This window comes from Pseudomonas yamanorum (assembly GCF_900105735.1).
In the GTDB taxonomy this organism is placed as follows: Bacteria; Pseudomonadota; Gammaproteobacteria; order Pseudomonadales; family Pseudomonadaceae; genus Aquipseudomonas; species Aquipseudomonas yamanorum.
Genome location: NZ_LT629793.1, coordinates 6,475,501 through 6,489,491, shown reverse-complemented (window position 1 = coordinate 6,489,491; position 13,991 = coordinate 6,475,501). Strand labels below are relative to the sequence as shown.

At 62.0% G+C, this 13,991-nt stretch carries 4 protein-coding genes; 1 reads left to right on the top strand and 3 read right to left on the bottom strand.

Annotated elements, in window-relative coordinates; all coding sequences use genetic code 11:
* Positions 1 to 3 precede the first annotated feature (3 nt).
* Both BLU46_RS30175 and BLU46_RS30170 read right to left on the bottom strand, forming a co-directional pair.
* On the bottom strand, positions 4 to 1,026 hold the full coding sequence (locus BLU46_RS30175) for an acyltransferase family protein (RefSeq protein WP_093209239.1): 1,023 nt from the start codon (positions 1,024 to 1,026) through the stop codon (positions 4 to 6).
* 81 nt (positions 1,027 to 1,107) lie between these two features.
* Positions 1,108 to 3,399, bottom strand: a complete 2,292-nt coding sequence (locus BLU46_RS30170; RefSeq protein WP_093209230.1) for a fatty acid cis/trans isomerase — start codon at positions 3,397 to 3,399, stop codon at positions 1,108 to 1,110.
* 164 nt (positions 3,400 to 3,563) lie between these two features.
* Here BLU46_RS30170 and metH point away from each other — a divergent pair, with 164 nt between their 5' ends.
* Positions 3,564 to 7,274: a methionine synthase gene (metH, locus tag BLU46_RS30165; RefSeq protein ID WP_093209225.1), complete on the top strand. Its 3,711-nt coding sequence runs from the start codon at positions 3,564 to 3,566 to the stop codon at positions 7,272 to 7,274.
* A gap of 39 nt (positions 7,275 to 7,313) precedes the next feature.
* On the opposite strand, the gene BLU46_RS30160 is transcribed toward metH, so the two are convergent.
* Complete coding sequence (locus BLU46_RS30160; protein WP_231988838.1) at positions 7,314 to 13,946, bottom strand: NEL-type E3 ubiquitin ligase domain-containing protein; 6,633 nt, start codon at positions 13,944 to 13,946, stop codon at positions 7,314 to 7,316.
* Positions 13,947 to 13,991: the final 45 nt, after the last annotated feature.

The following is a 13,991-nucleotide window of genomic DNA, read 5'->3' as shown; positions in this document are numbered from 1 at the left end:
GTCCTAGTATTTTTGTCGGAAAAGAACCAACCGTTCGTCGCCATCGAACCAGCCTTTGAGCCGACGATAACTGCCCTTTTCCAACCAGTGATAGCTGGCCAACGACCCAAGGGCGATCAACACCACGCACACGCCGAGCATCACGTAGGCATTGACCCCATAACGCTGGGCGACAAAACCGCCGGCGGACAACACCAGCACGTGCATCAGATAGACCGAATAAGAACAATCCCCCATCACCTTGAGCAGGCGGCTGCGCTCGAAATAGCGTTCCATCGAGATACAGGCCACCACCAGCACCGCACTCGGCAAGCCCCAGGTCAGGGCGCGAGGTGATGCCGGCCAGTGATAAATCGCCAGCAGCGCACCGGCAATACCCGCCAGGGGCAGCCACAGGCCGGGGCGAATCCAGCCCTTGCGGTACAGCATGCCGATGCCAATTCCCAGCAAGAACTCGTACACGATGTCCGAACGATAGAAATCGCTGATCCAGCCAAACGACGTCCACGCCTGGCATACCGCGAACAACAACGCGCCCACCACCAGCACCCGCCACTGCCGGCGGAACAGCAACGCCCAGGCAAACAGCACGTAGAAGAGCATTTCGTAGTTCAGGGTCCAACCGACATTCAACGTCGGATACACCCCATAACCGCCGGGATTTTCGGAGGGTATGAACAGCAAGGACATCAACACATGGGCCGCATCGACACTCTGGTCCGGCAACACCGGCCGCGCAAACACCACCAGCAGCGCCATCAATAGCGTGTAGAACCAGTACGCCGGCACGATCCGCAATAAGCGATACACCAGGAATCGCCAGGGCGGCAGCTGTTTGTTCTCGGTGGAAAGGAAGATCACCAGACCACTAATCACGAAGAACACATCCACGCCCGCCGCGCCCTTGTCGACAAACAGATGCCCCAGCGCCGAATCGGCCTGGAAGCCAAAGAAAATCTGCATGAAGTGATGACCCACCACGGTCCAGGCCGCCAGGGCGCGCAGTGCCTGTACTGAAATCAACATAGTCGACCCGCTCTCCCAACCCTCGACACCGGTTATTCAGGTGTCTCTGGCTTGGGACAGCCGTCGACGGTCAAAGGTCGATCAAAGATTCTCGTAGCGATTCATGTCCAGCACGCCCTCTTCCAGCGGCGTGGTTTCGTGGAGGTACTGCGACAGGTCGTGGAAGTACTGCCAGAACTGCGGATGGCTGCGGCGGATGCCCCAACGGTCGACAATCTTCTCGAAGCGATTGGCGTCCTTGCCATTCTCCATGGCAGCGACAAACTCCGGCACCTGCTCCGCCGGGATGTTGAACATGAAGTTCGGATAGCTGCTCAGCACCCCGGGATAAATGGTCACGGTGTCCAGGCCCGGCTGATACCGATAGGCCTCACCGAGCATAAAGGCGACGTTGCTATGGGCGCGGTTGCGCAACAGGCTGTACATCTCACGTTTGCCGCTGCGGGTTTCGATGCGCAGCATGGTCGCTTCCGGCAACAGGTCGATCACCTTGAGCCCCGCCGCCGGGCGGTTGGTCAGGCGGCTCAGGGCCTGTTCGGCGTCCTGCAGCGCCGGGTCGATGCCGGGACGCGAGCAATAGGCGCTGATGCAACGGTTGATCGGGTCCGGGCTGGCGTTCAGGTCGCCGTAACGGGCCAGCAACTGGTTGGCGAAGTCGCGCTTGGGGTCCTTTTCATCGAGCTTGAGGCCCGTGGGCTTGTCATCGTCGATGGCTTCATAGTCCATCCACAGCTTGACCTTGCCGCTGTTCTGGTACCAATCGTCGAGGAAGTCATCCCGCGAGTCCGCCGGCATCAAGCGCAGGAAGTTCTGTTCGGCGCCGTTGCGGATCAGGTCGAAATACAAGCGCGTCTGGGCTTGATGGGAAACGTTGCCGAACACATCGAAATTCACCGCCAACTGGTAATAGGTGCGCTCCAGCAGCGGATAGTCGAACAACCACATCGTTTGCGGTACTTCGCCAATCAACCCCTTGGTCACCGAGGCGCTGTCAAAGTGGCGGAAGATGCTCAGCAAGGCGTTATCGTTGCCCGCCCACAGGGAAGCCCAGCTCGGCGGCGGCAGGTCGGCATAGCTGTCTCGGCGCAGCGCTTCGTATTCGTTGCGCTTGTCGCGGTATTTAAGCCACAGGCTGAGCACGCTGCCCACATCATCAATCTGCCCCGGCATCGCCAGCAACGGCGTGGCCTGGCCGCGGTAGCGGGCATCGGTGATGTACAGGTCGTGGTCAGGGTCCTGGAACAGGGTCCAGAAGTTGTCGCGGATCACATCCGTGGCGATCTGGCCCCGGCAGACCGGCCCGCGAATAAAGGTACGCACGAAGTATTCGGCGTTATCCAGCATGAACTGGTAGCGCGCCTTGGCCGGAATCGCCTCGAAGGTCTCGAACGGGTTGGCCCGCCGGCCCGGTCCGTAGCCCGGCAACGCGTTCACCTGCCAGTCATCGGTGTAGAACAGCGACTTGATCCGGGCCATTTTCTCGGCGCTGAACGGATAGGTGATGTGGGTCTTGTGCACGATCACCCCCTGCACCGGCCAAAGGCGGTAATACACCTGGGTACCTGGGTCGTCGTTGGGGCGACGGGTGTTGATCAGGTCGATCGGCTGCCCGCTCGGGGTGCGCGAGCGTACCCACTGGAAGAAATGCCCCGGCTCGCCGCCTTCAAAGTAGATGTGGGCGAGGAACAGGTGCTCGAACAACCAGCGCGCCACCAGGCTTTCCCGGGCGCCGGGCTGATTGAACAGGTTTTCCCACTGCTGCACCTGCAAAGCTTCCTTGGCACTTGGGGCCAGGCCTTGTTCGTCGATAGGTGCGCCGGAGGCCAGCCAGCGTTGCAGGGTCTGGTACTGCTGGTCGGTCAGGCCGGTGACGGCCAGGGGCATGCCTTCCTTCGGGTGGTTACCTGCGTAGGCGTTGAACTCCCCCGGCATCGGGCAGGTGTTTTCGCGGTTCAGGCCCAGCACGATGTCGTCGGGCAGCTTGGCGTTGGGCGCAAGCGGCGCGGTATGTCCCAGTTCCAGCATGCGCGCCATCAGTGCGGCCTGGCTGCCCTGGGCATCGAGTACCGAGTAGAAACCCTTCCGCTGCCAGGCGGCCTTGCCGGAGGCGTCATAAAACAAACGCGTCGGTTGGCTGGCCTGGCTGCGTTCGCCGTCATATACCGGCACTTTGGTCGCGCCACGTGCGGCGCCTTCGGCACTGCCGAGGTTGAGCTGGCAGGCCGAGTCATAGCAGGCGTGGCAGGCCACGCACTTCTCGGTGAAGATCGGCTGAATATCACGGGTATAAGAGATCGCCGGGGCGGGACCTTCTGCCTGTGCGGTAATAGCGACCAGCGCAAAAACGGCGCTGACGATGAGGCGAAGTGACATGTTCCCGGTCCCGATTCAATGCGTACGGTGAAAAACCTGGCGATTCTACCGATGTAACACGCCCGACAACATGAGCGATATTCATGCAAACCCGGCACATGCTCTAAAAGCGCACAGGTTTGTTATGATCTTCGCCCTCCGTAATACCTGACCAGAGTAGTCCCATGCCCGATCGTAGCGCTCGTCTGCAAGCCCTCCACCAAGCCCTCAAGGAACGCATCCTGATCCTCGACGGCGGCATGGGCACGATGATCCAGAGCTATAAGCTGGAAGAGCAAGACTACCGTGGCAAACGCTTCGCCGACTGGCCGAGCGACGTCAAGGGCAATAACGACCTGCTGGTGATCACCCGTCCGGACGTGATCGGCGGCATCGAAAAAGCCTACCTGGATGCCGGCGCCGACATCCTGGAAACCAACACCTTCAACGCCACGCGCATTTCCATGGCCGACTACGGCATGGAAGACCTGGCCTACGAATTAAACGTAGAAGGCGCGCGCCTGGCGCGCAAGATCGCCGACGCCAAGACCCTGGAAAACCCGGCCAAGCCGCGTTTCGTCGCCGGCGTGCTCGGTCCGACCAGCCGTACCTGCTCGCTGTCGCCCGATGTGAACAACCCCGGCTACCGCAACGTGACCTTCGATGAGCTGGTGGAAAACTACACCGAAGCCACCAAGGGCCTGATCGAGGGCGGCGCCGACCTGATCCTGATCGAAACCATTTTCGACACCCTCAACGCCAAGGCTGCGATCTTCGCCGTACAGGGCGTGTTCGAGGAACTGAACGTCGAACTGCCGATCATGATCTCCGGCACCATCACCGACGCCTCCGGCCGTACCCTGTCGGGCCAGACCACCGAAGCGTTCTGGAACTCGGTCAGCCACGCCAAGCCGCTGTCCGTGGGCCTGAACTGCGCACTGGGTGCGAGCGAGTTGCGTCCGTACCTGGAAGAGCTGTCGAACAAGGCCAACACCCACGTTTCCGCGCACCCGAACGCCGGCCTGCCCAACGAATTCGGCGAGTATGACGAACTGCCGTCGGAAACCGCGAAGGTCATCGAAGAATTCGCCCAGAGCGGCTTCCTGAACATCGTCGGTGGTTGCTGCGGCACCACGCCGGGCCACATTGAAGCCATCGCCAAGGCCGTGGCCGGTTACGCACCGCGCCCGATCCCGGACATTCCGAAGGCCTGCCGCCTGTCGGGCCTGGAACCGTTCACCATTGATCGCAGCTCGTTGTTCGTCAACGTCGGCGAGCGGACCAACATCACCGGTTCCGCCCGCTTCGCCCGTTTGATCCGTGAAGACAACTACACCGAAGCCCTGGAAGTCGCCCTGCAGCAGGTGGAAGCCGGAGCCCAGGTGATCGACATCAACATGGACGAAGGCATGCTGGATTCGAAGAAGGCCATGGTGACCTTCCTCAATCTGATTGCCGGCGAGCCGGACATCTCCCGCGTACCGATCATGATCGACTCCTCCAAGTGGGAAGTGATCGAAGCCGGCCTGAAATGCATCCAGGGCAAGGGCATCGTCAACTCCATCAGCATGAAGGAAGGCGTGGAACAGTTCATTCATCACGCCAAGCTGTGCAAGCGCTACGGGGCGGCGGTGGTGGTAATGGCGTTCGACGAAGCCGGTCAGGCCGACACCGAAGCGCGCAAGAAAGAAATCTGCAAACGCTCCTACGACATCCTGGTGAATGAGGTCGGCTTCCCGCCGGAAGACATCATCTTCGACCCGAACATCTTCGCGGTCGCCACCGGTATCGAAGAGCACAACAACTACGCCGTCGACTTCATCAATGCCTGTGCCTACATCCGCGACGAGCTGCCGTATGCGCTGACCTCCGGCGGCGTGTCCAACGTGTCGTTCTCGTTCCGTGGCAACAACCCGGTGCGTGAAGCGATCCACTCGGTGTTCCTGCTGTACGCGATCCGTAACGGCCTGACGATGGGTATCGTCAACGCCGGCCAGCTGGAGATCTACGACCAGATCCCGGCCGAGCTGCGTGACGCGGTGGAAGACGTGGTGCTCAACCGCACCCCGGAAGGCACCGACGCCCTCCTCGCCATTGCCGACAAGTACAAAGGCGACGGCAGCGTCAAGGAAGCCGAGACCGAAGAATGGCGCGGCTGGGAAGTCAACAAGCGCCTGGAACACGCGCTGGTCAAGGGCATCACCACTCACATCGTCGAAGACACCGAGGAATCCCGGCAGTCGTTCGCGCGCCCGATCGAGGTGATCGAAGGCCCGCTGATGTCCGGCATGAACATCGTCGGCGACCTGTTCGGCGCCGGCAAAATGTTCCTGCCTCAGGTGGTGAAATCCGCCCGGGTGATGAAGCAAGCCGTGGCCCACTTGATTCCGTTCATCGAGCTGGAAAAAGGCGACAAGCCGGAAGCCAAGGGCAAGATCCTGATGGCCACGGTGAAGGGCGACGTGCACGACATCGGCAAGAACATTGTCGGCGTGGTGCTGGGTTGCAACGGCTATGACATCGTCGACCTGGGCGTGATGGTCCCGGCCGAGAAAATCCTGCAAGTGGCCAAGGAACAGAAGTGCGACATCATCGGCCTGTCGGGTCTGATCACGCCGTCCCTGGACGAGATGGTGCACGTTGCCCGCGAGATGCAGCGCCAGGATTTCCACCTGCCGCTGATGATCGGTGGCGCCACCACTTCCAAGGCCCACACGGCGGTGAAGATCGAGCCGAAGTACAGCAATGACGCGGTGATCTACGTCACCGACGCCTCCCGCGCCGTGGGCGTGGCGACGCAGTTGCTGTCCAAGGAATTGAAGCCGGCGTTCGTTGAAAAAACCCGCCTGGAATACATCGACGTGCGCGAGCGCACCTCCAACCGCAGCGCCCGCACCGAGCGCCTGAGCTACCCGGCCGCCATCGCCAAGAAGCCACAGTTCGACTGGAGCAGCTACACGCCAGTCAAGCCGACGTTTACCGGTGCCCGGGTGCTGGACAATATCGACCTCAACGTCCTGGCCGAGTACATCGACTGGACACCGTTCTTTATTTCCTGGGACCTGGCCGGAAAATTCCCGCGCATCCTCACTGACGAAGTGGTGGGTGAAGCGGCGACGGCGCTGTACGCCGACGCACAGGAAATGCTCAAGAAGCTGATCGATGAAAAACTCATCAGCGCCCGCGCCGTGTTCGGTTTCTGGCCGACCAACCAGGTGCAGGACGATGACCTGGAAGTCTACGGCGACGATGGCCAGCCGATTGCCAAGCTGCACCACCTGCGCCAGCAGATCATCAAGACCGACGGCAAGCCGAACTTCTCCCTGGCCGACTTCGTCGCGCCCAAGGACAGCGGCGTGACTGACTACATCGGTGGCTTTATCACCACCGCCGGCATCGGTGCCGAAGAAGTCGCCAAGGCCTACCAGGACGCCGGCGACGACTACAACTCGATCATGGTCAAGGCCCTGGCCGACCGCCTGGCCGAGGCTTGCGCCGAGTGGCTGCACCAGCAGGTGCGTAAAGAGCACTGGGGCTACGCCAAGGATGAAGTGCTGGATAACGACGCGCTGATCAAGGAGCTGTACAGCGGCATCCGCCCTGCCCCGGGTTACCCGGCGTGCCCGGATCACACCGAGAAAGCCCAGTTGTTCCAACTGCTGGACCCTGAAGCCCGCGAGATGCACGCGGGCCGCAGCGGCGTGTTCCTGACCGAGCACTACGCGATGTTCCCGGCAGCGGCCGTCAGCGGCTGGTACTTCGCTCACCCGCAGGCGCAGTACTTCGCGGTGGGCAAGATCGACAAGGACCAAGTCGCCAGCTACACCGCCCGCAAGGACCAGGACCTGAGCGTGACCGAACGCTGGCTGGCGCCGAACCTGGGTTACGACAACTGATACGCGGCAGGCCCGCTTCCGGGCCTGCCACGCTGCGTCTTATAGCCCCAGCGTCGCTCTCTCCTGTACGGACAGGCGAATCAGCAGGGCCTGGCGTTGCTCAGTCCTTTGCCTGGCCAATACCACGGCTTCTGCCTCGTACTGCGCACCAAACTCCGGATAACGATCCTCAAGGGCTTCAGCCTTGAGGGCCTGGGCTTGTGCCAGCGTCGTAAAGTCGGTCGCGTATTGCTTCTGCAAGTAATCGACCCAGTACTGGCGCGCGATCAGATCGTCGGTGAACGCCTCGGTCACCTCCCTCGCGATGATGCTCGCGTAGGCCTGGTCGATATCGGCCTGTTTCACTTGGGAAAGGTTGCGGTACAGCATGCCGGACGGCTGGCGCGGCAACTCCAGGCGTTGGGCCAGGCCGATGCGATAGGCCAGGCGAATTTCCGCCGGGTCAACACTGGGCTTGAGGCTGATCACGCGGCTGGCGGTGGCTTCAGTCTGTTCCAGGCGGATCATGCTTCTGGCCAGCTTGAACAGCGCCGCGCCTTCTTTCCCGGGCTCCACGGTTTCCAGGGCCTTGAACTCATAGGCACTGACTTCAAGGTCGCTGAACAGCAGGATCCAGCCGTCACCGCAGGTCGCGTTGATCCGCATGCCGCGAGCCTTGCCGAACAGTTGCTCGCGCAACGCCGGACGTTGCTCGGCGGCCTCCAGCACCTCCCATACCCGGCGCGTCAACTCAGGGCGGTCGGTGATGAAGTCCTGGGCGTTTTTCAGCTGGGAAATGATGTAGAAGAAATCCTCACTGTCGTCAGCGCTCTTGAGCGACTCCCAGACCGCGTGCTTGCTGGAATCGGCCGCCACGCCAGCAAACCATTGGGCTTTCTGTGCCTCGGGCGTCAGCAGCTCCGGATGCAGCTCACCGCTCAGCTCCGCTTCCTCGCGACTGGCATTGCGCAGGAAGACATCGAGTTGGTCATTAATTTGCTCCCGGGTATAACCCAGGCCAAAACCCGTTTCATCCAGGAACTCGCTCAACCGCTCGAACGCGCGCTCTTCCAGCCCGTTGTCCGTCAGGTTGGTGTTGCTCATCAGGAGGTTGTGCCGAGGCAACAGGGCATCGTCCGGGATGGTCTCGATCTGGTTATTGCTGAGGTCGAGTGTGCGCAGGCGGGGCAGTTCCAATACCCCCGTCGGCCACTCCTCCAGGACGTTATTGTGCAGGTCCAGGTTTGTCAGCCCGTGCAGGCCGCTGACGTCCAGGTTGGCCAGGGTGTTCTCGCCAAGGTCGAGCCATTCCAGTGCAGTTAACGGACCAAGCAGTGTCTGTAGCTCCACGGCGTCGCGCAAATCATTGTAGGTGGCTTCGAGGTGAGTCAGCGCCGTGTATCGGTTGATCACCTCCGGCAGGTGCGCCAGGCCGTTTTTATTGAGCATAAGCCAACGCAGGTGAGGAAAACTGCCCAGGAACCCATTGGAACCCTGCTCCGTCAGCTTCACCTCAGTGAGGTCGAGCACGCTGACGTGGCTCATTGACGCAGGCAACGCCGGCAGGTCGCCCACATACAGCCCGGACAGGTCCAGTACCTCGCGCCCGTCCACCGGCGGCAACTCGGGCCGGGCACGCAAGTTGTGGCGCCAGCTCTGAAGAATCCTGTCGGCCGCGCGCCGACGGTTGATGGCACTGACCCAGCCACCACTTTCGCGATAACCCTCGATGTCGATCCAACTGTTCAACGCGCTGCTCAGGCGCTGATGTTCGCTGTGTAGCTGCACCAGGCGCGTGTCGATGGCGGTGGCGCCGAGCCCGGCGGCTTGCCATTCCACGATGCGCTCCACCGCCTCGGCACTGTCAAGTGAAGGGTCCAACTGTTGCAGGCGTGCTGCCGGAGTGAGCCGCGCTTGCGCGCCGACGTTCTCGACCTGCAGCGGCAACAGCAACTGGCCGGGGTCGTCCGTCACCCGGACCGGGAAATATTCCGGATCGCCGCCGGTCCTGCCGATGCTCAACTGCGTTTGAGGAATGCCCAATGGCTTGTGCAGGTAGATATTCGGCCCCACCAGCGGCAGTAACTCAACGTCAACCCCCAATGGGTTTTCACGGAACGTGCGTTGCGCAAAGACCTGGATGTCGGCGCAGGTTCTTGGGGTAAGTCGGCAACCCCGCAGGTTGCTCTTGAGCATCAGTGCGTCGTGGCCGGTGAGTGCCTGGGGCGGCACGCGGGTGATTGCGCTGTAGCTCAGGTCAAGGCTTTCCAGCACGGGCAAGTCCAGCACGCCCAGGGGCCAGTCCGTGATACCGGTGTGGCTGAGGTTCAAGCGGCGCAAGGCGTTGAGGCCACGCACATCCAGGCTCATCACGCGATTGTATTGCAAGTCCAGTGTTTCAAGGGTGGTCAGGCGGCTCAAGCGTTGCTGGATGGCCGGGGTGACGTTCAGTTGGTTGTGGGAAAGATCCAACTGACGCAGGGCGGTGAAGTCATCCAGCGCCGAAGGCAACTGCACCAGGTTGCCGCTACTGAGGTTCAACTCTTCAATGGTGCGGAATGCACCGAGAAAGTCGTTCAGCGTCTCAATGGAAACCTGGGTGCCACTCAGGTTTACCTGCTTCACATGGGCGAACGCCGGCGCCGGTAATCTCGGCAAGTCGCCGAGCACGCCACCTGACAGGTTCAGCGTGGTAGTCGAAAGGTTGGAACGGGTCGATCGGCCCGACAGCGCAAAACGCGGCCCCAGGCCTTCGCGCCAACAATCCAGGAGCCGCTCGGCGGCGCGCTGGCGGTAAAAAGCGTCCACCTGTCGCCGGTCAACCCGCAGTTCCCGGGCTGCCCAAGCCTCCAGGTCCTGGCTCAAGGAAAGCTGTTCGTCCAGCAACTGATGGGTGCGGGCCAGCATCTGCTCAACGCTCATGCCCTGCTGCCGTAACTGCAACACGACGTCTACGCCAAATCCCCAGCGCACATTTTTCAGCCGGTCCATCACACCCTCACAGTACCCCTCCGCCAGGGTTTGTTCATTGAGCAGGTGCGCCGGATTACCCCGCACATGTTCGTACACCGCCATAAATTCCCGGCGCTCAAACGCGGCCCACCTGAGGTTCAAACCGCGCCACAGGCGGTCATGCCCGGCGAGCATCGAGGTGGGCACCGAGCGAATGTTTGTTCGCCACAGGTCGAGCCTCTCAAGGTGCTCAAGTGACGTCACCCCCTGTGGCCACTCCTGCACCGAGCCCTCCATGCGCAGCACGCGCAAGTGCGTGAAGGCGCTGACGTCCAGGCTTTGCGAAACGCCCTCGACTGTCAGGTTCTGCAAACGCTCCATTCCCCCCAGGCGCTGCATGAACGCCGCGGGATAGGCCATATCCCGGCCGCTTAATGTCAACTGGGTAAGCCCGGTAAAGCGGTTCAGTCCGCCGACCAACTCAATGCCTGGCGTTGCCTCAAGGAGCACATCAAGGCGTTGCACGCGGGAAAACTGCTCAGCCAGCCTTGCACCCTGCTCACCCGATAACACCTCGGCTCGCACACTCAGCGAGTGCACATGGGAAAAGTCTGCGCTCAGCCGCGGAAGGTCCGTCACGCTGCCCAGCGACAGGGTGCTCAGGGGAGGCAGCTCGCGGTAAATGCCCTGGCGCCAGCAACCGATGATGTCGGCCGCTGCCCGTTGTTGCTGGCTGGCCCCGCCCGCCTGCCCGGCAGCAGCGGCGGTCCACTGATCAAGTTCTTCCTGCAACAGGTCAAACTCACGTTGGCGGTTTCCCAACAGGGTGAAGACCTGCTGGGCGCTTTCACCGGCCTGCAATCGGCTCAGGACGAACTGGCTGGCCTGTCCGCCGTTGAGGTTGGGATAGAGCGCCTGCACCCTCGCCGTCAGCGATGCATCCACTTCAAAGCTTTTGCCCCGACCGCTCAAAGGGTAACCCAGGACGCCCCCCGCCCCCGTCAACACGGGTCGCGAACGCGGTGCGCGCAGGCCGAGCACATTGAACATTTGGCTACGGCGGCGGGTGGCATAACCGGCCACCGCTTGTTGCAGTTCCCGGTCCAGGGTCGGCAAGGGCATCCCCAAGCCAGGTCGTGCCGCAGCGGGGATCGCATGCACGACCGATTGGAAGAAATTGCGCCGTCCAGTGGTCCGGCTGTTCAGCGCGACACCGCGCTCGTCGTAGGCCTGGAAGGTTTCGCCCTGCTTGACCAGGTATCTGCGCAGCGGGGCATCTTGCGGACCAATGCTGTCCAGCAATGGACCTTCGACAGCTTGAAACCGCACTTCCAGGCGCAGGTCAGTCGGCCATCCCGGCAAGTGTTGCAGGCAGTGCAGGGCCAGGCGGTCAGTGTCGACGCCAGCGTCAGCCTGACGATGCAACCCCCTCAGGGCACGGCTCAGGCGACCTTGTTGCACCGCACGGCGAGCGGCGTTATCCAGGCGCGCCGAGGTCCCGCGCTGACTGCGCAGTTGCAGGCGCTCCTGTTCGCTGGCGGTATCAAGGATTTCCCGGATGGCTCGCCTCGACAACCCGGGGAAGCGCCGTTGCAGCACCGCCTCTTCGCCAGCCAGCGGCGCCGTATCCGCCACTGGCTGGCTGCGGAACTGCTCAAGGGTATCGGCCAGCAAGGCGGGCAGCGGCCTGCCTTCGATATACGTCTTGCGTAACACGTGATCCTGGACCCCACTGATATCCCCGATAATACCCAGGGTCGTATCAGAGAATTCTTCAGTGGCAGGCCCCAGTCGTCGTAACAGGGTCAGGCGGTCCCATTTGAAAGGCTGCTCATGCGCATGCCGCCAGGCACCGGCGTTGTTGTGTTCAAGGATCGGTTGATAAGCCTCGGGATTATCCGGGTGTTTGATCCGCCACTTGCGGATTCGGCTGTCGAAGCCTTTTTCATGCAGGTTTTCACCGATACGCACGTAAATCTTGCCGCCTGTCTCGTACTGGCCCTGGGCATTGGGCTTGAGGGCCGGGTCCAGCACGACTTCGCTGCGGTACGGCGCCAGGTCCGGCTTCCAGAGGCGGGCCTCACCGCTGGGCAGTTTGACCGGTACCAGGCCATCCACCCATCGGGACACCTGGATCTTCGGCGCGCGGCTGGCCAGGGCCGTCGATCCGCCGAGGGCGGCCATGAATGCCACGTTCAGCGCCACCGATTCCAAATGCCCCCAGGCGGCATCCATGTCGCCTTCCTTCCACGACTCGATGCCATGGTAGACCTCCAGGCCCAGCTGCACCGCCGTGACCGCCAGCATCACCTCCCCCAGGCCAGGCACGACAAAGGCCGCCACGTTCAACACATTCAAACCAATACTCAGCCAATGTTCGTGGCGTTCCTGGGCAGCCTTGCGATCCGCCTCGGCGGTGGGTACGGCGAGCGTTCTGGCGTTATCTTTCAGACGTTGCAGGTGGTTGTCATAGAGCGCTCCGAACAGCTCGCCACTGATCAAGGTTTCGCGGCGGGTCAGGTCGATGTGCGTGTCGTAGACCTGCTCCTTGTAACCTCTGGAATTCCACTTATAGGTAAACAGCTTGGTTTTCAGCCGCTGCAGGAAAGCAGGCGCCTCGCCTTGCGGCACCAAGCTGGCGAACAGCCGTTGATAGGCTGGCGAGCGCAGTTGGGTTGCCAGGTCCGCCTCGAACGCCTTCATCGACGGGTATTCCTTGAGCGGGTACAACGGCGCACCGGGGATCCAGGCCACCAGCCGCTGGTCGGCCGCGGCAGGGACCAGCAAGTCCCCGAGCGAGGCGCCGGGCAACAATGCGGTGGCCAGGCCCAACTGCTGCCGCGCCTCTGCGATCGCGCCGACGCCCGGCCCGATCAGCACGACTTCACCCACCTTGCAGCCGAGAATCGCCAATTGGCTGCAGGCGACAGGCTTGCCATCCCACTGCGGCCGTTCGGTACCGGCCAGCAAGGCGTTGAGCATGGCATAGGCACTGTCGCTGATTTCGCTCTTCATCCGCGCCGTGTGCAGCCTGACGGCCAGCAGTTTCTTTTGCGCGTCGATCATCTGCTCGCGCACCACGGCCTTGGTGCCCGCGTCCTCGAACACTTGTTGCAAATGCGCCTGGTATTGCTGGCCCAGGTCCAGCTGGCGGCAGAGTGCGGCAAACTGGTCCGGGGTGATGGCGAGCTTTTCACGGTAGCGATAGCGGGCGCGGCGTGAATGGTCGGGCAATATTTCACCGTAATACTCGGTGAACAAAGCCCCTTCGGGGGCCAGTGCGCTGGTTTGCTCAAGGGCAATATCGGCAAAGTCTTCATTGCCTTCAAAGTTGAGCAATGCCGCCTGCAACAGCGAATGCTGTTGCGGCACCTCGCGGTAGCGCAGGTAGTGCAACTGGTGTTGGTGGACGTCCGGTACCTCACCGAACCGGTTGCGCCAGGCCTCTTCCAGCAGCGGCTGGGCGAACTCGGTGATGCCCTTGAGGCCGTCGAGAGTCTTGGCCAGTCGTTCATGGGCGCGTCGACTGGCCAGCTGGCTGTCGGCGAATGCCTGGCGCAGCCCCGCAGGCGCGTTACTGAGCCAGGCAGGTGGTGCATCCTCGGAGACGCGCCCGGGCAGCAGGCCCGGCTTCAAGCGCCGGATGTCCGCAGCCGCGCTGCGGGCAATCCAGCCGGGCAAGCTGTTCTTGATCAATGCGGTGTGTAGCCCCTGTTCTGCCGGGGCGGGTAAGGTAGGCATGCGCTCGTTCCTGATGACTCTGTTAAGGAGTCCCAGTACAGCGAA